Origin of the sequence: Bradyrhizobium canariense, assembly GCF_018130465.1 — a bacterium.
Lineage (GTDB): Bacteria > Pseudomonadota > Alphaproteobacteria > Rhizobiales > Xanthobacteraceae > Bradyrhizobium > Bradyrhizobium canariense_C.
Genome location: NZ_JAFCKJ010000001.1, coordinates 475,610 through 499,522, shown reverse-complemented (window position 1 = coordinate 499,522; position 23,913 = coordinate 475,610). Strand labels below are relative to the sequence as shown.

Annotated in this window: 23 protein-coding genes; 13 read left to right on the top strand and 10 right to left on the bottom strand. The window is 64.7% G+C overall.

Going from position 1 to position 23,913, the window contains the following annotated elements; all coding sequences use genetic code 11:
- Nucleotides 1-4: 4 nt before the first annotated feature.
- Nucleotides 5-880, bottom strand: coding sequence for a branched-chain amino acid ABC transporter permease (locus JQ591_RS02130; RefSeq protein ID WP_211394405.1), 876 nt, complete (start codon nucleotides 878-880; stop codon nucleotides 5-7).
- Nucleotides 881-1,143: 263 nt separating this feature from the next.
- Between JQ591_RS02130 and JQ591_RS02125 the strand changes: the two genes are divergently transcribed.
- The 5 genes from JQ591_RS02125 to JQ591_RS02105 all read left to right on the top strand — a co-directional run bounded on the left by JQ591_RS02125 (nucleotide 1,144) and on the right by JQ591_RS02105 (nucleotide 6,090).
- Nucleotides 1,144-1,893 (top strand): ABC transporter ATP-binding protein, encoded by a 750-nt coding sequence (locus JQ591_RS02125; RefSeq protein ID WP_211394404.1) that lies wholly within the window; start codon nucleotides 1,144-1,146, stop codon nucleotides 1,891-1,893.
- Nucleotides 1,890-3,419, top strand: a complete 1,530-nt coding sequence (locus JQ591_RS02120) for a permease (protein WP_211394403.1) — start codon at nucleotides 1,890-1,892, stop codon at nucleotides 3,417-3,419. The genes JQ591_RS02125 and JQ591_RS02120 overlap by 4 nt, the downstream gene beginning before the upstream one ends.
- 106 nt (nucleotides 3,420-3,525) lie before the next feature.
- Nucleotides 3,526-4,338: an MBL fold metallo-hydrolase gene (locus JQ591_RS02115; protein WP_211394402.1), complete on the top strand. Its 813-nt coding sequence runs from the start codon at nucleotides 3,526-3,528 to the stop codon at nucleotides 4,336-4,338.
- Between the two features lie 64 nt (nucleotides 4,339-4,402).
- On the top strand, nucleotides 4,403-4,918 hold the full coding sequence (locus tag JQ591_RS02110) for a hypothetical protein (RefSeq protein WP_211394401.1): 516 nt from the start codon (nucleotides 4,403-4,405) through the stop codon (nucleotides 4,916-4,918).
- Between the two features lie 122 nt (nucleotides 4,919-5,040).
- Nucleotides 5,041-6,090, top strand: coding sequence for an amidohydrolase family protein (locus tag JQ591_RS02105; protein ID WP_211394400.1), 1,050 nt, complete (start codon nucleotides 5,041-5,043; stop codon nucleotides 6,088-6,090).
- Between the two features lie 99 nt (nucleotides 6,091-6,189).
- Here JQ591_RS02105 and JQ591_RS02100 read toward each other — a convergent pair whose 3' ends face one another.
- Nucleotides 6,190-6,645, bottom strand: coding sequence for a cupin domain-containing protein (locus tag JQ591_RS02100; protein ID WP_211394399.1), 456 nt, complete (start codon nucleotides 6,643-6,645; stop codon nucleotides 6,190-6,192).
- Nucleotides 6,646-6,882: 237 nt separating this feature from the next.
- Between JQ591_RS02100 and JQ591_RS02095 the strand changes: the two genes are divergently transcribed.
- Entirely contained in the window at nucleotides 6,883-7,437 is a 555-nt protein-coding gene (locus JQ591_RS02095) for a hypothetical protein (protein ID WP_211394398.1), read from the top strand.
- On the opposite strand, the gene JQ591_RS02090 is transcribed toward JQ591_RS02095, so the two are convergent.
- Both JQ591_RS02090 and pcaB read right to left on the bottom strand, forming a co-directional pair.
- Nucleotides 7,438-8,694, bottom strand: coding sequence for an aminopeptidase (locus tag JQ591_RS02090; RefSeq protein ID WP_211394397.1), 1,257 nt, complete (start codon nucleotides 8,692-8,694; stop codon nucleotides 7,438-7,440).
- A 112-nt stretch (nucleotides 8,695-8,806) separates the two neighbouring features.
- The gene (pcaB, locus tag JQ591_RS02085; protein WP_211394396.1) at nucleotides 8,807-10,168 is read right to left on the bottom strand and encodes a 3-carboxy-cis,cis-muconate cycloisomerase; all 1,362 of its coding nucleotides are present in this window, start codon (nucleotides 10,166-10,168) and stop codon (nucleotides 8,807-8,809) included.
- A 475-nt stretch (nucleotides 10,169-10,643) separates the two neighbouring features.
- Between pcaB and JQ591_RS02080 the strand changes: the two genes are divergently transcribed.
- Complete coding sequence (locus tag JQ591_RS02080) at nucleotides 10,644-12,203, top strand: winged helix-turn-helix domain-containing tetratricopeptide repeat protein (RefSeq protein ID WP_211394395.1); 1,560 nt, start codon at nucleotides 10,644-10,646, stop codon at nucleotides 12,201-12,203.
- Nucleotides 12,204-12,247: 44 nt separating this feature from the next.
- Here JQ591_RS02080 and JQ591_RS02075 read toward each other — a convergent pair whose 3' ends face one another.
- Nucleotides 12,248-12,670 (bottom strand): GFA family protein, encoded by a 423-nt coding sequence (locus JQ591_RS02075; RefSeq protein ID WP_211394394.1) that lies wholly within the window; start codon nucleotides 12,668-12,670, stop codon nucleotides 12,248-12,250.
- Between the two features lie 206 nt (nucleotides 12,671-12,876).
- A complete protein-coding gene (mddA, locus tag JQ591_RS02070; RefSeq protein ID WP_211394393.1) occupies nucleotides 12,877-13,665 on the bottom strand; it encodes a methanethiol S-methyltransferase in 789 nt (262 codons plus the stop codon).
- Between the two features lie 134 nt (nucleotides 13,666-13,799).
- Here mddA and JQ591_RS02065 point away from each other — a divergent pair, with 134 nt between their 5' ends.
- Nucleotides 13,800-15,362: a winged helix-turn-helix domain-containing tetratricopeptide repeat protein gene (locus JQ591_RS02065; protein WP_211394392.1), complete on the top strand. Its 1,563-nt coding sequence runs from the start codon at nucleotides 13,800-13,802 to the stop codon at nucleotides 15,360-15,362.
- A gap of 7 nt (nucleotides 15,363-15,369) precedes the next feature.
- On the opposite strand, the gene irr is transcribed toward JQ591_RS02065, so the two are convergent.
- Nucleotides 15,370-15,852 (bottom strand): Fur family transcriptional regulator Irr, encoded by a 483-nt coding sequence (gene irr, locus JQ591_RS02060; protein ID WP_249136348.1) that lies wholly within the window; start codon nucleotides 15,850-15,852, stop codon nucleotides 15,370-15,372.
- A 178-nt stretch (nucleotides 15,853-16,030) separates the two neighbouring features.
- Between irr and JQ591_RS02055 the strand changes: the two genes are divergently transcribed.
- Complete coding sequence (locus tag JQ591_RS02055; RefSeq protein WP_211394391.1) at nucleotides 16,031-16,342, top strand: hypothetical protein; 312 nt, start codon at nucleotides 16,031-16,033, stop codon at nucleotides 16,340-16,342.
- A gap of 9 nt (nucleotides 16,343-16,351) precedes the next feature.
- Here JQ591_RS02055 and JQ591_RS02050 read toward each other — a convergent pair whose 3' ends face one another.
- The 3 genes from JQ591_RS02050 to JQ591_RS02040 all read right to left on the bottom strand — a co-directional run bounded on the left by JQ591_RS02050 (nucleotide 16,352) and on the right by JQ591_RS02040 (nucleotide 18,566).
- Nucleotides 16,352-16,921 (bottom strand): DUF2147 domain-containing protein, encoded by a 570-nt coding sequence (locus tag JQ591_RS02050; protein ID WP_211394390.1) that lies wholly within the window; start codon nucleotides 16,919-16,921, stop codon nucleotides 16,352-16,354.
- 32 nt (nucleotides 16,922-16,953) lie between these two features.
- Nucleotides 16,954-17,616, bottom strand: coding sequence for a DUF3313 domain-containing protein (locus JQ591_RS02045; RefSeq protein ID WP_211394389.1), 663 nt, complete (start codon nucleotides 17,614-17,616; stop codon nucleotides 16,954-16,956).
- 281 nt (nucleotides 17,617-17,897) lie between these two features.
- Nucleotides 17,898-18,566 (bottom strand): TetR/AcrR family transcriptional regulator, encoded by a 669-nt coding sequence (locus tag JQ591_RS02040; protein WP_211394388.1) that lies wholly within the window; start codon nucleotides 18,564-18,566, stop codon nucleotides 17,898-17,900.
- A 215-nt stretch (nucleotides 18,567-18,781) separates the two neighbouring features.
- Between JQ591_RS02040 and JQ591_RS02035 the strand changes: the two genes are divergently transcribed.
- The 4 genes from JQ591_RS02035 (at nucleotide 18,782) to JQ591_RS02020 (ending at nucleotide 23,907) form a co-directional block, all read left to right on the top strand.
- Nucleotides 18,782-20,332, top strand: a complete 1,551-nt coding sequence (locus tag JQ591_RS02035; protein WP_211394387.1) for an ABC transporter substrate-binding protein — start codon at nucleotides 18,782-18,784, stop codon at nucleotides 20,330-20,332.
- Nucleotides 20,333-20,477: 145 nt separating this feature from the next.
- A complete protein-coding gene (locus JQ591_RS02030; protein ID WP_211394386.1) occupies nucleotides 20,478-21,449 on the top strand; it encodes an ABC transporter permease in 972 nt (323 codons plus the stop codon).
- The gene (locus JQ591_RS02025) at nucleotides 21,446-22,285 is read left to right on the top strand and encodes an ABC transporter permease (RefSeq protein WP_211394385.1); all 840 of its coding nucleotides are present in this window, start codon (nucleotides 21,446-21,448) and stop codon (nucleotides 22,283-22,285) included. Before JQ591_RS02030 ends, JQ591_RS02025 begins: the two co-directional genes overlap by 4 nt.
- Before the next feature lie 2 nt (nucleotides 22,286-22,287).
- Nucleotides 22,288-23,907: an ABC transporter ATP-binding protein gene (locus JQ591_RS02020; protein ID WP_211394384.1), complete on the top strand. Its 1,620-nt coding sequence runs from the start codon at nucleotides 22,288-22,290 to the stop codon at nucleotides 23,905-23,907.
- Nucleotides 23,908-23,913: the final 6 nt, after the last annotated feature.

The following is a 23,913-nucleotide window of genomic DNA, read 5'->3' as shown; positions in this document are numbered from 1 at the left end:
GCGTTCAGACCTTCTTGCGGACGTGAAGGCCGAACAGACCTTCGGGCTTGAGCAAGAGCACGGCGAGCAGCACGATGTAGGGCGCGACGTCCTTCCAGCCCTCGGCCAGATAGAAGCCGGCCATGCTCTCGATAACGCCGATCAGGACGCCGCCGACGACGGCGCCGGGGATCGAGCCGAAGCCGCCGAGCACGGCGGCCGGAAACGCTTTCAGGCCAAGCACCAGCCCGACATTGGAATGGATGAAGGTGATCGGGGCCAGCAGCACGCCGGCGCAGGTCGCAACCGCCGCGCTGATCGCCCAGACGATCGACACCACGCGCTTGACCGGGATGCCCATGTAATAGGCCGCCAGCATGTTCTCGGAACTGGCGCGCATCGCGGTGCCGAGCGTGGTCTTGTTGAAGAACAGCCAGAGCAGCGTGCAGAGGATGACCGTCGCCGCGATCACCGAGAGCTTGTCATAGGCGAGCACCAGCGAGCCGATGCGCAGCACGCCCTGGCTGAACGGCGTGTCGATCTTGAAATCGTCGGTGCCCCAGATCATGCCGGAGACCGAGCGCAGGAAATAGCCGAGCCCGATGGTGGCCATGATGATGGAGAACTGCGGATAGCCGAGGATCGGCCGCACCACCACGCGCTCGGCCAGCATGCCGAACAGCGCCATCGCCGCCACCGCGCCGGCAAAGCCGATCCAGTAGTTCAAGCCCATCATGCCGATGAAGGTGAAGGCAAAGAAGCCGCCCAGCATCATCAGATCGCCCTGGGCGAAATTGACGACCTCGGTGGCCTTGTAGACGAGCACGAAGCCGAGCGCGATCAGGCCGTAGACGCAGCCGAGCGCAACACCGCTGACCAGCTGCTGAACGAAATCCAGCATTGCCGCGCATCCTCCCGATACAACCGGCGGTTCTTCCTGACCGCCTTGCCGCATCTTGTGTTCAGTCGCTACGCAGTCGTTTCGCTGCGTTCGCGCCATTCGTCCCTTCGCCAATTCAGCCTGAACCGCCAAGCGCTGTCAACAAACGGTGACTTGCCATTAGTCCAATCCGGATGACGCAATTTGCGGCAGCGCGATTCACGGTGCCGAAACATCTTCGGGGCATGGTCGCGAGCGATGCAAAACCGCAAGGTGTGACCGCCATGAAGCCGGACGACTCGGCGCTCGAAGTCCTGGGGTTAACGAAGCGTTTTGACCGTCTGGCGGTCGATAGCCTCGATCTCACCATCCATGCCGGCGAATTCTATGCGCTGGTCGGCCCCAATGGCGCCGGCAAGACCACCACTTTGCGCATGGTTGCAGGCCTTTTGCGCCCCGATGCCGGCGCGGTCTCTATCTTCGGCATCGATGCGCTCCAAAACCCCGTCGCCGCCAAGCAGGTGATGGCGTGGGTCTCCGACGAGCCCATGATCTATGACAAGCTCACGCCGCTCGAATATCTCGAATTCGTAGCCGGTCTGTGGGGCATCGCACCATCGGTCTCGGAACCGATCGCCGCGGGGCTCCTGAACTCGCTCGGGCTCGAGCCGCACCGGCACGAACGCTGCGAGAGTTTTTCCAAGGGTATGCGCCAGAAGGTCGCTCTCGCCGGCGCACTGGTGCACGATCCCCGCCTCATCATCCTCGACGAGCCGCTGACGGGACTGGACGCCGTCTCCGCCCGCCATGTCAAGGGACTCCTGAGCGAGCGCGTCCGCGCCGGCTGCACCGTCATCATGACCACGCATATTCTCGAGGTCGCCGAACGCATGGCCGACCGCATCGGCGTGATCGCAGCCGGGCGCCTGGTTGCCGAAGGAACGCTGACCGAGCTGCGCCAGCAAAACGGGCACGCCGATACCAGCCTGGAAGATCTCTTCATCGCGCTGGTGACGCTCCAGGAAGCCGCATGAGCTCGGCGACCGCGCTGTCCTGGTTCGCCCGCCACGAGCTCCGGCTCGCCTGGCGCGAATGGTTCGCCATGATGACCGGCGGGCGGCGCAAACGGACGCGTATCGCGGTGATCGGCCTGCTGTTCTTCGCGGCGCTGCTGCACGTGCCGGCCTGGGCAGTGATCGGCCGCTTTGCCGAGCTGCAATTGCCGCTCGACAAATCCTCGCTGATCGTGATTTCGGCGACGATTTTTCTCGCCTGGACGCTGATGCTGTCACAGGCGATCGAATCGGTGACGCGGGTGTTTTACGCACGCGCCGATCTCGACCTCATCATGTCGTCGCCCGCGACGCTGGCCAATCTGTTCTCGGTGCGCATCGCCGCGATCGCGCTCACCGTCACGGTGATGGCGCTGCTGTTCTCGACGCCCTTCATCGACGTGCTGGTGTTCGGGGGCGGCGCGCGCTGGCTTGCGGCGTTCGGCGTCGTCGTCGCCATGGGCCTGTCGGCCGCAGCGATCGCGATCGCCGTCACCATCCTGCTGTTCCGCCTGATCGGCCCGGCGCGGACACGGTTCGTCGCCCAGATCCTCGCCGCGATCATCGGCGCCGGCTTCGTGATCGCGCTCCAGGTCGCGGCGATCATGTCCTACGGCACGCTGTCGCGCTTCACCATCCTGACCTCGGGTAGCTTGGCCGCTTACGCGCCCGATGCCGACAGCATCTGGTGGTGGCCGGCACGGGCTGCGATGGGCGACAGCGAGGCACTGCTGCTGCTTCTGGCGCTTGGCCTCGTTCTGCTTGGCAGCGTCATGGCGACGTTCTCGGGCCGCTTTGCAGACACGGCGATCGATGCCGCCGCTTATGGCAAATCCGGCAGCAAGCGCGCAAACCGACGCCCGTTCCGCGGCGGATCGCGGCAGCAGGCCCTGCGGCGCAAGGAATTTTCGTTGCTCTGGCGCGATCCCTGGCTGATCTCGCAGACGCTGATGCAGCTGCTCTATCTGGTGCCGCCGGCGCTGCTGCTCTGGCGCAGTTTTGCCGACCGCTCCGCGGCGCTGACGCTGATCACGCCCGTCATCGTCATGGCGGCGGGACAACTCGCCGGCGGGCTTGCCTGGCTGACGATCTCGGGCGAGGACGCGCCCGACCTGGTTGCGACCGCGCCGCTGACGCCGTCCAGCGTCACCCGCGCCAAGATCGAGGTGGTGCTGATCGCGATCGCCGTCATCTTCTGCCCGCTGATCGCGGCGCTCGCTTTCGTCTCGCCGCTCCAGGCCGCGGTCAGCGCAGGTGCGGTCATCGTCAGCGCGGCCTCCGCGACCGCGATCCAGCTCTGGTTCCGGGTGCAGGCCCGGCGCAGCCAATTCCGCCGCCGCCAGACTTCGTCGCGGCTTGCGACCTTCGCCGAGGCGTTCTCCTCGATCGGCTGGGCTGCCAGCGCCGCGCTGGTGCTCGCGCTGCCTATCGCCGGTCTCGTCAGCGGCCTGATCACTGCGAGCCTCGTCGCCATCACCTGGAAGTTCAGCCCAAGGCGTGAATCATAAAAGGCGGCCGTGAGGGTGCGACACTGACGCGCTGTTGATCGTGCGCTGTTGGCCACGCGCTGCATTGCACGCTAGACTTTCCCCTGAAGTCATCGGGGATGGATTCATGCGGCGACTGGTTTCGGCGGCTCTGGCGCTGTTCGGCGCATTCCTCTCACCTGCCCTCGCCCAGCAGCCCCAGCGCGGCGAATGCCTGGCGATGGCGAATGCGGTACCCCGTCTGACACCGGTCGCGTTCCGGCAGGCCGCGGCCTCGGCTGAAGTCCAGATCACTTATGCCGGCCATTCCACCTATTTCATCGACACGCCCGGCGGCTTGCGGATCGCCACCGACTATAGCGGCGCCTACCAGGTGGGCCGGCTGCCCGATGTGGTCACCATGAACCGGGCCCACAGCACGCACTACTCTTTATATCCGGACAAGCGCATTCCTCGTGTGCTGCATGGCTGGGGCGAGGACGGCAAGCCGGCGCTGGTCTCGGAGCGCATAGGCGACACCTTCATCCGCAACGTCACCACCGACATCCGCCGCTATTTCGGCGACGATTCCGGCGCCGACATGATCCGCGACGGCAATTCGATCTTCATCTTCGAGGTCGCGGGCCTCTGCATCGGCCATCTCGGCCATCTCCACCACAAGCTCGACGACAGCCACTTTGCCCAGATCGGCCGGCTCGACATCGTGATGGTGCCGATCGACGGCACCTACACCATGTCGCTCGACGGTGTCTCGGAGATCACCAAGCGGCTGCGCGCCTCGGTGGTGCTGCCTATGCACCGCTTCGCCACCCCGCTCGACGATTTCATGCAACGGATCGGCCAGCAGTTCGAGATCGACCGGCGCACGGAGCGAAGTTTCCGGATGTCCCGGGATGCGCTGCCGTCGAAGCCGACGGTGATCATCCTCGACGGTGTCTGACACGCAATTTTCTCCAAGTCGGTGTCGGCCGGTCGTGCTGATCTCCTCGCAACAGGAGATCGACATGACCGACTTTGCGAGACTATTGCACGCGGACGAACCGAACCCCGAGCACGCGGCGGCGCTCCAGCTTTACGGCCGCTTCGTCGGCGATTGGGACGCCGAGATCACCGCCCATGGACCCGACGGAACGAAACACACCGCGCCCGGCGAGATCCATTTCGGTTGGGTGTTGGAAGGCCGCGCCGTGCAAGACGTCTGGATCATTCCGCGCCCGGCTGGCAGCCCGGCCTTGCCGATCGCCGGCAATTGGTACGGCACGACGCTGCGGGTCTACGATCCGACCATCGATGCCTGGCGGATTTCGTGGTTCGATCCCGGCCGCTGCATATTCCGCCAGCAGGTCGGCCGTCCACGTGATGCCGACATCGTGCAGGAAGGCACGACCGAAGCCGGCGACCTGACGCGCTGGAGCTTTACCGAGATCACCGAGGATTTCTTCCACTGGCTCGGCGAGGTCAAGCCGGTTGCCGCAACCGATTGGCGGCTGGTGGTCGATGTGAGGGCGAAGCGGCGCTAGGTTGACGACGCCGTCGCTGTGCCCGCGATGACGGGGGCGGTTGCGCAACGCGCGCTGCCGCGTCCGAGGACGAGGTGCTAGGCTCCCAGCCCAAGAAGCATGCATAAAGGGAGCGAACGCCGATGGCTGCAAGCGGTCTGCCCGCCAATACGAGCGGGCTATTCGTCGAGCCGCGCGAGGACTGGCTCGCGCTGCATCAGGAGGAGATCATCGATCCCTTGCGGCCGATCGTCGATCCTCATCACCATCTCTGGAATCGCGGGCACCGCTATCTGATAGAGGAGATGGCGGCCGATATCGCCTCCGGCCACAACATCACCGCGACCGTCTATGTCGACTGCCGCTCGATGTATCGTGCGCACGGGCCCGAAGCGTTCCGGCCTGTCGGCGAGGTCGAGTTCGCCAACGGCGTCGCCGCGATGAGCGCCAGCGGCGGTTACGGCAAGGCCGCGATCTGCGCCGGCATCGTCAGCCACGTCAATCTGCTGCTCGGCGATGCCGCAAAACCGGTGCTGGAGGCCGAGATCGCGGCGGGCAACGGTCGCTTCCGCGGCATCCGGCATTCCTCGGCCTGGGACCAGGATTCTGCTGTCGCCGGCATGTATGCGAGCCGGCCGAAGGGATTGTTGCAGGACCCGACCTTCCGCCAGGGCTTCGCCTGTCTCGCGCGGCTCAACCTGAGCTTCGACGCCTGGCTGTTCCATCCGCAGATCGGCGAGCTGACTGAACTCGCCCGAGCATTTCCCGACACCAGGATCGTGCTCGACCATTGCGGCGGCCCGGCCGGAATCGGCCGCTTTGCCGGGCGACGCGAGGAGGTGTTTCCGCAATGGCGCGCCTCGATCCAGGAGATCGCCAGATGCGAGAACGTGGTGGTGAAGCTCGGCGGGCTCGCGATGTGCCTGCTCGGCTACGACTTCCATTTGCGCGAGCGGCCGCCGTCATCCGAGGAGCTCGCCGCGGCGTGGCGGCCTTACGTCGAGACCTGCATCGAGGCGTTTGGACCCCAGCGCGCGATGTTCGAGAGCAATTTCCCGCCGGACAAGGGCCAGTGCAGCTACCAGGTGATCTTCAACGCCTTCAAGCGCATCGCAGCGCCCTTGAGCGAGACCGAGAAGACGGCGTTGTTCTCCCAGACCGCGAGCAATTTCTACCGGCTCGACCTGCCTTGAAAAAAGTTTGCCGTCGTGACGAGAAAAGGGGCCGGGATGTTGATCCCGACCCCTCTTCCGTCGTGGCCGCTGGGAAGCGTCCTTGAAACTGTTTGAACTCTAACCGGCACCCATCAGCGAGGCCGGGCGGCGCTCGCCGGCGGAGACGAACATCCGCTTGAGCCTGTTGACGACGCGGATCAGGAAGCCGATCATCACCGGATTGGTCTTGCGGCAGAAGGCGATCTTCTTGACGTGGCCTTCGACATGCCATTTGGCATGCGCGCCGTCGCGGAAGAAAATGACGTCGCCCGGGCCGTAGCGCTTCGGCGGCATGCCGTCGCTTTCGAGCACGATCGATCCTTCCATGATCATGATCGTCTCGTCGATATCGTAGTACCAGTTGAAACGCCCTTCGGTGCAGGCCCAGATGATGGTCGAAGCGGTGCCGTCGGCGCTGGTGGACAGGATGTGCGAGCGTGACACCGGATTGCCTTCGATGATCCAGGACGGCTCGATCGGCCGCAGCTCGAGATCCACATTGCAACTACTGATTTCAATCAATGTTCGCGACATCTGTTTCCCCAGGGGATATAATATGACCGGCCGGGTCTGGGCCCGGATTGTTTCGAAAGATGGCGGGAACGCTAGTGGCCGGTTTTTAATTCTTTCTTACGCAGGGCCCGACAATCAGCCGCAAGTTGCAGACGCAAAGCGGTTAACGTCGCAATTTCCCTGCAATTTCGTGCACATGATCCCTTCTTTTCCGGGGTGCGACAAAGTGCGCGAAGCTATCTGAAAGGAGCCACACCGATGCCGCTCACCCCGGAGGTTCTCGCAGCTCAAGGCGAGATCGTCGCCTGGCTCGGCAGCCTCGATCTCTCCTTCGCAACCGAAGAGGAGCCCTGGTTCACCGTCGACGGCATCGAGAGCCCCCGGCAGATCGGCAGTGACGGCTCCGGCGGGGCGTTCGTGCTGCTGCCGTCTCAGAATGTGCTCTACGTCTCATCGGAAGGCCGCGCGGGAATTATCGCGGAGAGTTTCGAGGCTTTCGTCAACCTCGTCGTGGCGCGCCCCTATTGGCTCGACATCCTCAAATTTTCCGCCGGCGGTGACCTCCATCAGATGCGGCGGGCCGCGGATGCGCTGGAGGCGACACTCGACGGAGAGGACGACGTCAACGAGGCCCGCGAGCAAATCCGCAGGGGCCTCGACCTGCCCGAGGCGAATGATCCGGTCGGCACGCTCTACGACGCGGTGGCGACCTCCGACGCCATCGTGCGGGCCACCGACGGCAGCCCGTTCACGACGCTGTTCAACCGCTTCAACATCGACAACAACCCAATGCTGCGCGACGCGGCGGCATAGTTACTTCGCCCATTCGCCCTTGCGAAACACCGGCACTTTGCTGCCGTCGGCCAGAATGCCGTCGATGTCGGTCTCGGCCGAGCCGATCATCCAGTCGATATGGATCAGGCTCTGGTTGCCGCCTTGCGCCGCGATCTGCTGCGGCGTGAGCTGCGCGCCGTTGACGAAGCACTTCGAATAGCACTGGCCGAGCGCGATGTGCGAGGCCGCGTTCTCGTCGAACAGCGTATTGTAGAACAACAGCCCGCTCTGCGAGATCGGCGAGGAATGCGGCACCAGCGCCACTTCGCCGAGACGCCGCGCGCCCTCGTCGGTGTCCAGCACCTTGTTCAGCACCTCCGCACCGCGCGAGGCCTTGGCGTCGACGATCCTGCCGTCCTCGAAACGCACTGCGATGTTGTCGATCAGCGTGCCCTGGTAGGACAGCGGCTTCGAACTTACGACATGGCCGTAGACCCGCCGGCAATGCGGCGTGGTGAACACTTCTTCCGTAGGGATGTTGGCGTTGCAGCTGATGCCATTCTTGGCGAGCGAGGCGCCGCCTTCCCATTCATGGCCGTCGGCGAGACCAATGGTAAGATCGGTGCCGGGACCTGAATATTGCAGCGCGCGGAAACGCTGGCCATTGAGCCAATTGGTGCGCTCGCGCAGCACCGCATTATGACTTGCCCAATTGGCCGGCGCGTCCTCGCGATCGACGCGGGACGCCGCGAAGATCGCATCCGCGAGCTTGCCGATCGCAACCTCTTCCTGATCGTTGGGAAACACCAGCTTGGCCCAAGCTGCGCTCGGATAGGCTATGATGTTCCAGTTGGTGTCGAAATTGACGATTTTTTCCAACGCCGGCTGATAGGCGATGGAATTGGCCTTGCTCGCGCGCGCGACCTTGGAAGCGTTTTCGCCCGACAACAGCATTGGATTGTCGCCGACGATGGCGAGCCGCGCGGTGTTCTCCGAGAATGCCTTGGCCATACCCTCATAGAGCCAGTTGGCGGCGCGATCGAAGCTGTTGTCCTGGCCGTGGCGGTAGCGCGCCAGCGTCATCTCTTCGTCGGAGAGTATCGGCGTCACGATGCCGGCGCCGGCCTTGTAGGCATGCACGGCGATCCGCCGCACCAGCGGCAACGCGATCGCAGGCGCCGTCAAGAGCAGATCCTGGCCCGGCCGCAAGCCCAGGCCCACCTTCACCGCCACCTCGGCCAGCCGGTCGAGCTTCACGGGATCGATGGGAGTGGAGGTGATGCGTTGATCAGTCATGCCGGATCCTCTGCCGAACGTCTCTCGCTCAATCTAAGTCTAGCATCGGGAGACACAAGTGCGCGAGTGCCTTGCGACACCCCAAGATACGCAGTTTCGCGCATTTTGGTTTTCAACGCGTTGCCGATTTCAGCACCCGGTCGACCATGGCGGGAGCAAGGCCGAGGTAATTTTTCGGTGATGTCAGCGCCTCGATCGTGGCACGGTCGATTCTGACAGAGACGCGGGCATCGGACGACAGCGCGTCCGCCAGTGTAAGACCTTTCTCATTGGCGAGCCGGCAGGCATCATAGACCACGTCATGCGCCTCCTGCCGCCCGATCTGCGGCGCGAGTCCCATCATGACTGCCTCGGCCACGATCAGACCACGGCTGATGCCGAGATTCTCGTTCATCTTGCTTTCGTCCACGATAAGGCCGGCGAGCGCGAACTTCGCCTGATGCAAGGCGCCGGCGGTCAGCACGAAGCTTTCGGGGATCGCCATCCATTCGGCATGCCAGGGCCCGGTGGCGCGTTCGAAATCCTGCACCATGGCATCCAGCATCAGGCCGGCGTGCTGGCGCACCGCCTTGGACGCCGCGAGCATCAGTTCCGAGGAGATCGGGTTGCGCTTCTGCGGCATGGTCGAGGAGGCGCCGCGCCCCTTGACGAAGGGCTCGTAGACCTCGGCGAATTCGGTCGAGGCCATGATCATGATGTCGAGCGCGATCTTGCCGAGCGAGCCGGTGACCAGCGCCAGGAAATTCACGGCCTCGGCAAAACCGTCGCGTGCGACGTGCCAGGTCGAGACGGGAACGCCGAGCCTCAGTTCGGCGCAGAGCGCTTCCTGCACCTCGAAACCCTTGTCGCCGAGCGAGGCCAGCGTGCCGGCGGCGCCGGCGAACTGGCCGACCAGGACGCGCGGCTTCAGTTGTGCCAGACGCTCGGCGTGGCGGTCGAACATCGCGAGCCAGATCGCGGTCTTGTAGCCGAAGGTGACCGGCAGCGCCTGCTGGAGATGGGTGCGGCCCGCCATCGGCGTGTCGCGGTAGCGCTTCGAGAGGTCGGCGAGGATTTTCCGCAGCGCGGCGATGTCCTGTTCGACGATCTCGAGCCCGGCGCGCAGTTGCAGCACCACGGCGGTGTCCATGACGTCCTGCGTGGTCGCACCCCAATGCACATAACGGCCGGCATCGCCGCATTGCTTCACCATCTGATGCACCAGGGGCAGGATCGGATAGCCGACGACATCGGTCTCCTCCCGCAGCAGATCGAAATCGAGCGCGGCAACATCGGTCCGCGCCGCGATCTGATCGGCGGCATCCTGCGGGATCACCCCGCACTTCGCTTCCGCCTTCGCCAGCGCCACCTCGACCTCGGCATAGCGCGCGACCGTCGCGACGTCGGAAAACACCTCCCGCATCTGCGGCGTGCCGAAGGCATCGCGGAACAGCATGGAATCGAGCACGGTGGTCGAGGCGTGAAAAGCGGGCATGAGCGTTTCTTCGTCGTTTGTGTTTTGTGTTTTGTGTGGGCAGCTTACGCACACGGAGCTGTTCGGCAATGGACATTCACCGCTCGTCAGACATTCAGACGTCCAAACTGTCGCCTCCGTCATCCTGAGGTGCTCCCCGTGCGACGCGAAGCAGCGCACGCGGAGCCTCGAAGGATGAATGGCCGGGATGCAGCCGGGCCGTCTATCCTTCGAGGCCTCCGCTCCGCTACGGCGCCTCAGGATGACGGTGATAGATTGCGCTGACGGCAATATCGGATTCAGCGCGTCGCCCGCGACAATCCGGCCAAAACCGCCTTATTCTAATTCAGGCTGCATTCCTCCCCGCAAATGGCATGGCTGCCATCACGCGATCGTGGTGAACCGGGCAGGCCCCTCGGCGGACTTACAGACCCCAGTCGAAATCGGTTTTGATTTCATTATTGCCAGATGTCGTCGTGAGGTCTGAGTTTTCGACGTGCAGTTTCTGTTCCGGGATCACCTGCTCGATACCGACTTGCGCGAGCTGAGCCGCGAGCAGGTTCCCGTTGCCGTGGAGCCGCAGGTCTTCGATCTCGTCGTCCACCTCATGGAGAACCGCGACCGGGTGGTCAGCAAGGACGAGCTGATCGACAAGATCTGGCACGGGCGTAGCGTCTCCGAATCCACTCTGACCAGCCGGATCAATGCGGCACGCAAGGCGGTCGGAGACAGCGGCGCGAGCCAGGCGCTGATCCGCACCATTTCGCGCAAGGGTTTTCGTTTCGTCGGCGACGTCGAAACCAAGCGTGGGGCGACCGCGCCGGAATCCGATTTCGGAGCAAAGCTTCTGCAGGCCTCGCTGCCGCTGCCGGACCGACCGGCGATCGCGGTGCTGCCCTTCACCAACATGAGCGGCGACCGCGAGCAGGATTATTTCTCCGACGGGATCAGCGAGGACATCATCACCGCGCTGTCGAAGTTGCGCTGGTTCTTCGTCGTCGCGCGCAACTCCTCCTTCGTCTACAAGGGCCGCGCGGTACACATGAACGAGGTCGCGCGAGAGCTCGGCGTGCGCTATGTGCTCGAAGGCAGCGTGCGGAGGAGCGGCGATCGCGTGCGTATCTCCGCACAGCTCAACGACGTCTCGACCGGCAGCCATCTCTGGGCCGAACGGTACGACCGCGAGCTTGCCGACATCTTCGCCGTGCAGGACGAGATCACCGAGGCGATCGTCGCCGCGATCGAGCCGCAGCTCTATGCCGCCGAGAGTTTTCGCGCCCAGCAGAAGCCGCCGGGAAGCCTGGATGCCTGGGACCTCGTGATGCGCGCATTGTCGCATTACTGGCGAATCACCCGCGAGGACAATGCCGCCGCGCAAGGACTGCTCGAGAAGGCCGTCGCGCTCGATCCCGCCTATGGCAAGGCACTCGGCCTGCTCGCGACCAGCCACATCTTCGGCGCGCATATGGGCTGGGCCGACATGGCCGCGACCCTGCCGGTCGCCGAGCGCGCGGCGCTCGCGGCGGTGGAGGCCGATCGTGACGATGCCTGGGCTCATCACGGTCTCGCTTATGCTTATCTGTTCCGCCGCCGCTTCGACGACGCGCTGGCGGAATTCGAGCTGGCGCTGAATCTCAATCCGAACTTTGCGATGGCGCACGCCTTCTACGGCGTGACGCTGTGCTACGCGGGACGATGGCAGAACGGCGATGTCGCCGCGCGCCGCGCGCTGCGGCTGAGCCCGCGTGACCCGCTCGCGGCGATCTATTGCGGCGTTGCGGCCTATGCCCGGTTCATCGGCCGCGATTACGAAGGAGCCGCACAAATGGCGCGCGAGTCGATGCGGCAGCGCGCCGATTTCGTCGGCGCGCATCGCGTGCTGACGGCCGCCGCCGGAATGTCAGGGGATCTCGCGCTCTCGGCTTCCGCCCTGGAAGGCTTGCGCCGCGCCCAACCCGGCATCTCGCTCGCCTGGATCACGCGCGAGCTGCCGATGCTGCGGGAAGAGGATCGCGAGCATTACCTCGAGGGATTGCGGCGCGCGGGGATGAGGTAGCGAATCTCTCCTCTCCCGCTGGCGGGGAGAGGAGAGGGGCGCCGCTATTCCTGCATCATCTCCCCGCTGCCGCCGAACTCGGCCGGAAAGTCCTTGAGCTTGGGCAGGCCGTCGCGCATCGGCAGCACCGTCTCGGCGTAATTGACGTGGACGCCGGGCGCGAACGCGAGCGTGGGGATGGTGGCGGTGAAGACGTCGACCAGGCTGAGCGGCGGATGGTTCGTCATGAGATGGCCGCCGCACTTCCGGCAATATTTGCGCTGGCTGAGCGGCGTCTTGATGAAGGTCTCGACGTTCTCGGCACCTTCGGTGATGCGCACGGCTTCGGGCTTCCACAGGCTGAAGGCGTTCACCGGACCACCTGACCAGGAGCGGCATGAGCGGCAATGGCAATAGCCCATCGCCTCCGGCGCGCCTGTGACCTCGATCGTGACCGCGCCACAGAAGCAGTTTCCGACATGTTTCATTGGGTCGTCTCCGTTGATGAAGGTTTGAATTCCTCTCCCCGCTCCTGATGGCCGATAACTCGGCAAAAAAGGATGCGGGGAGAGGCGTCGGGGTGAGGGGGATTCACCCCGAGAAACGTTGAAGGTTGGGTCCGGCAAGATCCGTTACGCGCCTCGGCGCGGCCGCGCGTCCTCCTTTCGGCGGACGCGACGGAAAGACGCGCGAGCTATACCGACTTGCGCCAGGGAATAAGCATCGACACCCGTTGTTTGTACTGCCGGTACTCGTCGCCGAAGAGATCGATGAGGTCGTGCTCCTCCAGCGCGATGCCGACGAAGATGTAGAGCGTGGTCACGGCGGCGAACAGCAGATGGCCTGCGGTCATGACCGGCGCCGCCCAGAACGCGATGATGAAGCCGAGATAGATCGGATGACGGACGAACTTGTAGAGCAGCGGCGTCTTGAATCGCGGCGGCGATGCCTCCTTGCCGACGAGATGATTGGTCACCTGATGCAATCCGAACAGCTCGAAGTGATTGATGATGAAGGTCGAGGTGAACACGAGCACCCAGCCCACCAGCGACAGCGTGACGATCGTCACAGCGAGATCCGGGTTCGCGACGTCCCATATGACCGTGGGCAGCGGACGCCACTGCCAGAACAGGAGGAGCAATGAGAGGCTCGCGAACAGCACATAGGTGCTGCGCTCGACCGGCTTGGGGACGTACTGCGTCCACCAAGCCTTGAATTGCCGGCGCGCCATCACGCTGTGCTGGACCGCGAACAGGGCCATCAGGAGCAGATTGATGATGACGGCCTCGGCCGCCGGCGTGTCGGTTCCGGTGTCGATGGTCTTCGGCACCACCAGCCCCATGACGAAGCCGATGGCGTAGAGAATGGTGACGAAAAACACGAGATACGCCGCAATTCCGTACAGAAAGGCGACGAACTTGAAAATGCGTGAGCCCGCAACCTCCGGGCCGATGGGATGAACCTGATGATCAATTTGGGTCATATACAGCTCCGTTTTGCCAAAACGCCGGCACTTCATTGGTCGCTGCACCATGCCGACTCGGAGGCCTCAAGACTTTCGCGGACGGTTGATTTTCGCCTGAGACGACTTTGATTTTTGCTTGAGACGACAGAAACGTGCGATTTCGCTTTGAAAACAACGTGCTCGACGGCGACCTGCGGGAACTCACCTGCAGCGGAGCCGCCGTGCCGTTGCAGCCGCAGGTGTTCGATCTCCTGCTCTATCTGGTGGCGCAGCGCACCCGTGTGGTCAGCAAGGATGACCTGATCAGCCAGATCTGGAGCGATCGGATCATCTCGGATTCCGCCCTGAACAGCCGGATCAACGCCGCGCGCAAGGCGCTCGGCGACGACGGTGCGAGCCAGCGGCTGATCAAGACCATTCCGCGCAAGGGCTTTCGTTTCGTCGGCGAAGTCCGGGAAGAAGTGGCAGCCGCGACTGCGCCCGCTGAACCCGTCCCTGCCCTGCCGCGCGCCCTTCCGCGCGCCCTGGCGGACCGTCCGGCGATCGCGGTGCTCGCTTTCGAAAACATGAGCGGCGATCCCGCACAGGACTATTTCGGCGACGGGATCAGCGAGGACATCCTCACCGCGCTGTCGAAGCAGCGCTGGTTCATGGTAATCGCCCGCAACTCGTCCTTCACCTACAAGGGACGCGCGGTCCACATCCGGCAGATCGCCGAGGAACTCGGCGTCCGCTACATCGTCGAAGGCAGCGTGCGCAAGGCGGACAACCGGGTGCGCATCACCGCGCAGCTCAACGACGCCACGTCGGGCAGCCATCTCTGGGCCGAGCGCTACGACCGCGAACTGGTCGACGTGTTCGCCGTGCAGGACGAGATCACCAACGCGATCGCCGCGGCGATCGAGCCGCAGATTCACGCGGCGGAAAGTTTTCGCGCCCATCGCAAGCCCCCCGCGAGCCTGGATGCCTGGGATCTCCTGATGCGGGCGCTGTCGCATTATTGGCGCGTGACGCGGCGGGATCACGAGACCGCGCGGGCGCTGCTGGAACGCGCGGTCGGGATCGACCCGAACTACGGCCAGGCGCTGTCGGTGCTCGCGGCGAACCACATGTTCGGCGTGCATCTCGGCTGGGCTGAGCTTGCCGTGGTGGCGCCGGTGGCGGAAGCCGCCGCGCTCGCCGCCGTGCGCTGCGACCATGAGGATGCCTGGGCGCACGCCGCGCTCGGCAGCGTCTGCTTCTCGACGCGAAGGCTTGCGGACGCACTGTCCGAGTTCGAGCAGGCGCTCGCGCTCAATCCGAACTTCTCGCTGGCGCAAGGTTATTACGCGCTGGCGCTGTCCTATGCCGGGCGGCCGAAGGATTCGTTCGAGGCAGCGCAGAGGGCGATGCGGCTCTCGCCGCGCGATCCATCCCTGGCGATCTATCACGGCATCGCCGGCTATGCCCGCTTCACCGAGCGGCGCTATGGCGAGGCCATCGCGCTCGCGCGCGAGGCGATCCGCCACCGCGGCGACCTCACCGGCGCCTACCGCGTGCTCGCGGTTTCTGCCGGCATGACCGGCGACGGCATGCTTGCGCAGATGGCGCTGGGCGAGCTCCGCCGCACCCAGCCCAACATCTCGCTGCACTGGATCGCGACGCAATTGCCGTGGGCCAATGAGGCCGATCGCGAGCACTATCTGGAAGGATTCCGGCGGGCGGGCTTGCGCTAGACGATCGTCATGCCGGGTCTACGCAGCGCTTCCGGCGCAGATGGACGATGACGTCGAGCCGCGCGATCTCGTGGCCCGGAAGCGCCTCGGGTACCCTGGTGAAGGTCAGGCCGTCGGTGACGTCGACCAGCACATCCTCGCCTTCGAGGTAGAAATGCGGATGCACGGACGTGTCGGTGTCGAAGAACGACTTGATGCCGTCGGCTGCGATCCGGCGCAACAGGCCGGCGTCAGTGAACTGGTTCAGCGTGTTGTAGACGGTCGCAAGCGACAGCCGCAGATTGGCGGCCGTCGCTTCTTCATAAAGCCCCTCCGCTGTCACATGACGATGAGGGCAGAGGAACAGCATTTGGCCGAGCGCCAGACGGTGGCGCGTCAGCCTGAGGCCAGCATCGCCGAGCAGTTGCGCACAACGTGCCGACGCCTCGTCCGCGAGAGCGATGGCGAAATCGTCTGAATCCGCTTCGGAAAGGGTGGAAAGGAGGTTCATCGCCGATGCACTCGCAGTTGACCGGGAACGCGGAGCTTCGCGCGTCCTGCCATCAGATCGCAGAAGCGGCGGCCCGGCTTTGATCCGCATCAAATCCGGAGCGAGCCCGACCTCTGACCTATCGCAAGGCGGCCGAGTTCATTCCCGGCCAGAATAGCCTCCCATCAATGAGGCCCACATGTCCAAGCCGGTTCCCGACAAGGCAGAGATCGCGCTCGAATATCCCGACAAGTTCTATGTCGGCACCTTCGAGCATTCATCGCGGTTCGAGGCACGTCTCGACGGCAGCGGCGTTGCGCTGGTGCTGCAGCATCCAGGCACGGCGGACGAACGCAAATCGGTGCACCTGCACCTCAATTTCGGCCTGCTCGCCGGTATCCTGCGCGAGCTCGCGGGCAGTGTCGCGGCCCTCCCCAGGGACGACATCGCGCACCGTGAGCAACTCACGGATGCGCTTGCCGAGTTGCAACGAGCGCTGCGGCCCGCCTGAAGCCGTACGCTACTTGCCCTTCGCCTGGATCGGCTTCGGGGCCGTCACCGCCGCCCATTCCTTGTCGGCGCGGGGGCCGTTGAGATCGCCGGTCAGGCCGACGAGCTGACCGGGCAGGACGTCGAGCGTTTGCTGCCAGGTCTGGGTCTGGCACAGGAACTTGATCAGGCAGCCCTTGAGCTTGAGACGGTCGGAAGATTCGCGCCACAGCGAGACCGAGTAGAACTTGCCGTCCTCGGCATTGTAGATGTCGCCGGCAAACCGTCCGTCAGTCGTCGCCTGCAAGCCCATGATGAGCTGATGGCCGAGCAGCGTGCGAGCGCGCTTGTCTGAATCGGGATTTTCCTTGTCGCGATAAGGCTGGCCGCGCTTGTCGGCCGGTTCCTTCATCCAGACGATGAAGCCGCAGATGCGCTCGCGCGACGGCCCGCAGCGCTCGAGCCGGATACGGGCGCGGCCGTCCTCGACCAGCCAGGTCCCGCTCGGATCGGGCGGCGCGGCGGCGCCGGCTTGGCCGCCAAACGCCATCATCACGATGGTGATCGCGATGCGCAGCAGGAAGCGAAGGAAGAAGTTCATCAGCAGCACCTTTCGTGGGGTGGATTGCGGCGTCAGTGCAGTTGCGCCATCAGCGCGTCGGCGCCCTTGTCGAGGCCGGCCGTGGCGGCGGCGAGCGAGCCGGCGGTGGCCTTGATGTCGTAGGCGCCAGGGTATTGCTTGGTGACGTAGGCCGAGAGCAGGCGCGAGGTCTGGGCGTCGAAGATCTCGACGCCGTAGATGACCGAGCCGGTCAGGGTGCCCTCGCCGTCGCGCGCGGCCTGCACGCCGTTGTAGACCGCGCCGGCGACGTCGAAGCGCGAGAGCGTGCCGAGCACCGGCGTGTTGATGACGGCGCCGGTGAGCGTCAGCCTGATCCGCAGCGTGTTGGGCCCGCGCTCGCGCACCGATGCGAAGCGGCCGCGCAGCCGCTCAGCAAAACAGTTCTGCATGTAGGCGGCCAGCGTCGCCCGGTCCTTGTCGGACATGTCGCCGAACTGGTGATCCCTCGCCCGGTAGACCACGACGGGATCAAGGATCACTTTGTTATACGCGCGCCAGTCGACCTGGGTGGAATAGCGGTACGGCACGCGGCCCGAGGCGTCCGACTTGTCCGGGGCCATGTAGGCCGAGGACGCCATCTCCGAATAGGGCACGGGCGCGACCGAGGCGCAGCCGGCCGCGGCCGCGCAAAGCACCAGCGTTCCCAGACCGCGCAGGGCGATCGAGCGATCCATTCCAGACTCCTCTAGCGGCTTTTGGGAAAGGCCATCCTTGGGAAGGCCTTTTGTCGAAGGCGATGGGGACCGCAGCCGCGTTTGGGACAAGACGCGGCTGCGGCGCTCACCATCACCGGCCCAAGGCATCGTCCGGGGCCATGTCAGAAGCCTCGGGCAGTCTCAGTGTTTCCATTTATAAAACCGACCAGTTGGTTTGTAAAGTACCAAAATGAGGGCCTGGCGCATTTGGCCGCAGGCGCGACTTTGGGCAGCTGTCGTCGGAATTCGTTAACGATGAATCAGGCGCGTTTGCGCGGGGTTGCGGCTTTTGCCGGCAGCGTCGCACCGGATTTGACGGAACGTGCCTTGGCCGGCAGTTCCTTGGTCGGCTGTTCCTTGGCCGGCTGTGCGAGACCGTTCCACTGCGCGTCGTCGAGCAGACGCGCAAACAGGCGATCGTGCTCCGCCTTGCTGAGTGGAGACATGCCGAACAGACCACTCAGCAGCAGCCCCCGCGCCGCCGCCCAGCGCAACAGCGCCAGATCCGGATCGGCGGCCTCGGCCTTGATGACCGCGACCCGCTTCATCTCGCTGTCGCGCGGCAGCGACATCAGGCCAGGATTCTCAACCATGGCTGCGACCAATGCCAGCGCCGCCGAATTCGGCGCAGTCGCCGCTTCGCGCACAGTCGCGAGCTGGGTGGCGAGCTCGGGGTTCGCGGACGTGGCGCTCACCTTCGCCATATAACGGTTCGAAAACTCCTCGAAATGCGCCATCTGCCGCTCGAGCAGAGCCTTCAGCACCGCTTCCTTGGTGCGGAACTGGTGCATCACGCCGCCCTTGCTCAGCCCGCTCTCGCGCGCGATCGCATCGAGCGTCAACCGGCCGGGCCCGTCGCGCGCGATGATCGCGATGGCCGCCTCGAGCGCAGCGTTGCGGGATCGTTCGGAGCGTGTGGCGTTATCCATGGCCGACTTGTCTCCATGACAAGGTAATGAATCAAGTGAAAACAGGACGCGCTGTACATTTTTTGTGCGAACACTGTCGAGACTTTCATCTTGCGGCGCCGAATGAGACTATGTGAGCCTCGATACCGGATGGGGACTGGGATGGGCCGGCCGTAGCTTTGCGCGCCACGACGTGCGAAGCGTTTGCGGCTGGTCTCGCTTGAGAAAGATACGACATGCCAAAACGAGTGTTGCTTGGTCTCCTCCTGGCTTGCGGCCTCACGGCCCCGGCACTGGCGCAAGAGCCGAAAACGGGGGGTGCAATCAATGCCGTGATTCAGCCCGAGCCGCCCGGCCTGATGCTGGCGATGGTCCAGAACGGCCCGGTGCAGATGGTGTCGGGCAACATTTTCGAAGGCCTGCTTCGCTACAGCCCCAAGCTCGAACCGCAGCCGGAGCTCGCCGAGAGCTGGAGCGTCAGCGAGGACGCAAAAACCTACACGTTCAAGCTCAGGAAGGGCGTGACCTGGCATGACGGCAAGCCCTTCACCGCCGCCGACGTGCTGTTCTCGCTCGAGATGCTGAAGCAGACGCATGCGCGCGCCCGCAACAATCTCGCGCAGGTCGACAAGGTCGAAGCTCCCGACGACTACACGGTGGTGTTCACGCTGAAGCAGCCGTTCGGTCCGTTCCTCGGCATCTTCGAGGTCGGCTCGATGCCGATGGTGCCGAAGCATCTCTATGAAGGCACCGACTGGAAGACCAATCCCTACAACAACGCCCCTGTCGGCACCGGCCCCTTCATGTTCAAGGAGTGGCAGAAGGGTTCTTTCATCCGCCTGGTCAAGAACCCGAACTATTACGAGAAGGGCAAGCCCTATCTCGACGAGATCTACTGGCAGATCATTCCCGATGCCGCCGCGCGCTCGGTGGCGTATGAGACCGGCAAGGTCGACGTGCTGCCCGGCGGTTCGGTCGAGAATTTCGACGTGCCCCGGCTTTCCAAGCTGAAGGACACCTGCGTCACCGGCGCCGGCTGGGAGTTCTTCTCGCCGCTGGCCTGGCTGTGGCTCAACAACCGCCAGGGTCCGCTCGCCGACAAGCGGGTGCGGCAGGCGGTCATGTATGCGATCGACCGCGACTTCGCCAAGGACGTGATCTGGAACGGGCTCGGCAAGGTCGCGACCGGCCCGTCCGCCTCGACCATCAAATACTACACCGACGACGTGCCGAAATACCCTTACGATCCCGCCAAGGCCAAGGCGCTGCTGAAGGAAGCCGGCTACAAGGGCGAGAAGATCCGCCTTCTGCCGCTCGCCTATGGCGAGACCTGGCAGCGCTGGGGTGAAGCCGTGAAGCAGAACCTCCAGGACGTCGGCATGAACATCGAGACCATCGCCACCGACGTCGCCGGCGGCAACCAGAAGATCGGCGACTGGGACTACGACATCGCCTTCACCTATCTCTACCAGTACGGCGATCCTGCACTCGGCGTCGGCCGCAACTACGTCTCCAGCGCCATCGCCAAGGGCCAGGTGTTCAACAACGTCGAGGGTTACTCCAACCCGGAAATCGACAAGCTGTTCGCCGACGGCGCGGTGGCGACGCCCGACTCCAAGCGCAAGGAGATCTACGAGAAAGCGCAGAAGATCCTGGTCGAGGACGTGCCGGTGGCCTGGATGCTCGAGCTGCAATTCCCGACCATCATGCGCTGCAAGGTCAAGAACCTGATCACCACCGGGATCGGTGTCAATGACGGCTTCAAGGACGCATGGCTGGACAAGTGAGCCCTGCCCTTTTCACCTCTCCCCGCTTGCGGGGAGAGGTCGAATGTGCGCGAAGCGCTCACCCCAACCCTCTCCCCGCAAGGGCGGGCGAGGAAGTTCACCGTCACCGCGGCTCCAGGTCGCGCTACAAGATATGATTCTCTAGATGATCTCCTTCGTCGCTCAGCGTGTCGTGAAGGGCGCGATCGTCCTGCTTGCGATCGTCGTCCTCAATTTCTTCCTGATCCGGCTCGCGCCCGGCGATCCCGCGGTCGTGATGGCGGGCGAGGCCGGCGCCAGCGACCAGATCTTCGTCCAGCAGCTCAGGGAGAAGTTCGGCCTGGACAAGCCGCTGCCCGAGCAGCTCTTCGTCTACGTCAAGGGCGTCGTGACGCTCGACCTCGGCTTCTCCTTCCGCCAGCAGGCGCCAGTATCGAAGCTGATCCTGGAACGGCTGCCGGCGACGCTTCTGCTCACGCTGACGGCGTTCGCGATCTCACTGATGCTCGGCATCCTGTTCGGCACCTTCGCGGCACGCTTCGCCGGGACCTGGCTCGACACCGCCATCACGATCTTCGCGCTGATCTTCTACGCCATGCCGATTTTCTGGGTGGCGCTGATGGGCATCCTGTTGTTCTCGGTCACGGTCGATTGGCTGCCGAGCTTCGGCTACGAGACAGTCGGCGCCAACCTCACCGGCCTTGCCCATGTGGCCGACGTCGCAAGGCACCTGATCATGCCGGCGATGACGCTCGGCCTGTTCTTCATGGCGACCTACACCCGCATGACACGCGCCTCGATGCTGGAGGTGAAGCGTCTCGACTTCGTCAAGACCGCGCGCGCCAAAGGCCTGTCCGATGCCGTGATCCAGCGCCGCCACGTCCTGCGCAACGCGCTGCTGCCCGTCGTGACGCTCGCCGGCGTCCACTCCGGCACCCTGATCGGCGGCGCCGTCATCACCGAGACCGTGTTCGCCTGGCCCGGCATCGGACGCCTGATGTACGACGCCCTGCTCCAGCGCGACTACAATCTGCTGCTCGGCGTCTTCGTGATCTGCTCCGCCATGGTCCTGACCTTCAACCTCATCACCGACCTGGTCTATCGCCTGGTCGACCCGCGCATCGAATTCACCACATGAAACAGTTCTGGAAATCGATGCTGAGGAGCCCGAGCGGCGTCATTGGGCTCATCATCCTGCTCCTTGCGGTCTCGGTCGCGGTGTTCGGTCCGATGCTGTTCCCGAACTCGCCCTGGCGCATGGTGCAGCGGCCGTTCCTGCCGCCGTTCACGCTCGCGACCGTGCCGCTCGGCACCGACGCGCTCGGCCGCGACGTGTTCGCCGGCATGATCTTTGGCGCACGCGTCTCGCTGCTCGTCGGCATGGTCTCCACCCTGGTGGCGCTGGTCGTCGGCGTGCCGATCGGCGCCATGGCCGGCTATTTCGGCGGCAGGGTCGACGACGCCCTGATGCGCTTCACCGAGTTCTTCCAGACCATTCCGAGCTTTGCGCTCGCGATCGTGCTGGTCGCGATCCTGCAGCCCTCGATCTATTCGATCGTCGCCTCGATCGCAGTGGTAAGCTGGCCGCCGGTCGCGCGCCTCGTCCGCGGCGAGGTCCTGTCGCTGCGCACGCGGGAGTACGTCCAGGCCGCCGTGGTCACGGGCCAGAGCAACACCTGGATCATCCTGCGCGAAATCCTGCCGAACACGCTGTCGCCGGTGATCGTGCTGGCCTCGCTGATGGTGGCGACCGCGATCCTGCTGGAATCCTCGCTGGCGTTCCTCGGCCTCGGCGATCCCAATCTGATCTCCTGGGGCTACATGGTCGGCGCCGGCCGCACCGTGATCCGCCAGGCCTGGTGGATCACGGTGTTTCCCGGCGTCGCGATCCTGATTTCGGTGCTCGGCCTGAACCTGATCGGCGAAGGCCTCAACGACGCGCTCAATCCGCGCCTGTCGCGCGAGGGGCGTTGACCATGACCGCCCCCGCCACCGTCTCCATCAAGAACCTGCGGATCGCGCTGCCCAAGAGCGCCGAGCGGCCGTTCGCCGTCGACGGCATCTCGCTGGACTTGAGGGCCGGCAAGATCGTCTGCGTCGTCGGCGAATCCGGCTCCGGCAAGTCGATGTGCGCGCATGCGCTGCTGGGCCTCTTGCCCGACACGGTCTCGGTCACATCAGGAGAAATCCAGTTCGAAGGCCGCGACCTGCTCAAACTCGACGACGACGGCTGGCGCGATCTGCGCGGCCGCCGGCTCGCGATGATCTTTCAGGAGCCGATGACCGCGCTCAATCCGTTGATGCGGATCGGCGACCAGATGGCGGAGATGTTCGAGGCGCACGGCCTGCTGACGCCGAGGGAGCGGCGCGCAAAGGCGCTGTCGCTGGCGCGCGAGGTCGGCCTCCCCGACCCCGAGCGCATCGTGCGCGCCTATCCGCACCAGCTCTCCGGCGGCCAGCGCCAACGCGCCATGATCGCGATGGCGCTCGCGCTCGAACCGGCGGTGCTGGTCGCGGACGAGCCGACCACCGCGCTCGACGTCACCACGCAGGCGCAGATCCTGAAGCTGATCCGCAACCTCCAGCGCAATCGCAACATGGCGGTGATGTTCATCACCCATGATTTCGGCGTGGTCGCCGACATCGCCGACCAGGTCGTCGTGTTGCGCCATGGCAAGGTGGTCGAGGAAGGCGCCGCCTCGGCCGTCTTCAACGCGCCGCAGCACGACTACACCAAGGCGCTGCTTGCGGCGGTGCCGTCGATGGATCCGCCCGCCCGCAGCCCCCTCGACGACCAGGCCAAGGCGGTCGAGGTGATCGGACTGGACAAGACCTACGTCACCTCGGGCGGCTGGTTTCGCGAGGACCGCCGCGTCGATGCCGCGCGCGAGGTCAATTTCAACATCCTCAAGGGCGAGACGCTCGGCCTCGTCGGCGAATCCGGTTCCGGCAAATCGTCGGTGGCGCGCCTCGTGATGCGGCTGATCGAGGCCGACCGCGGCACCGTGCGGATCGGCGAGACCGATCTCACCTCGCTCACCGGCAAGGCGCTGCGCGCCGAGCGCCATCGCATCCAGATGATCTTTCAGGATCCGTTCGCCTCGCTCAATCCGCGCCGCAAGGTCGGTCACATCATCGCCGACGGCCCGATCGCGGCCGGCACCGATCCGAAAGTGGCGCTCGACCGCGCCCGCGATCTCCTCAAGATGGTCGGCCTCGATGCCGGCGCACTCGAGCGCTATCCGCATGAATTCTCCGGCGGTCAGCGCCAGCGCATCGGCATTGCGCGCGCGCTCGCGCTCGAGCCCGAGATCATCGTCGCCGACGAAGCCGTCTCCGCGCTCGACGTCTCCGTGCAGGCGCAGGTCCTGAGGCTGCTCGAAGACCTCAAGGCACGGCTCGGCCTCTCGATGCTGTTCATCACCCACGATCTACGCGTCGCGGCCCAAATCTGCGACCGCATCGCCGTGATGCAGCGCGGCGCCATCGTCGAGTTGAAGCCGACGGCCCAGCTGTTCGCAGCGCCCGAGCATGCCTATACGCGCGAGCTGCTCGCGGCGGTGCCGGGACGGAAGGATCGCGCGCCGGCGGCGTGAGTCAGC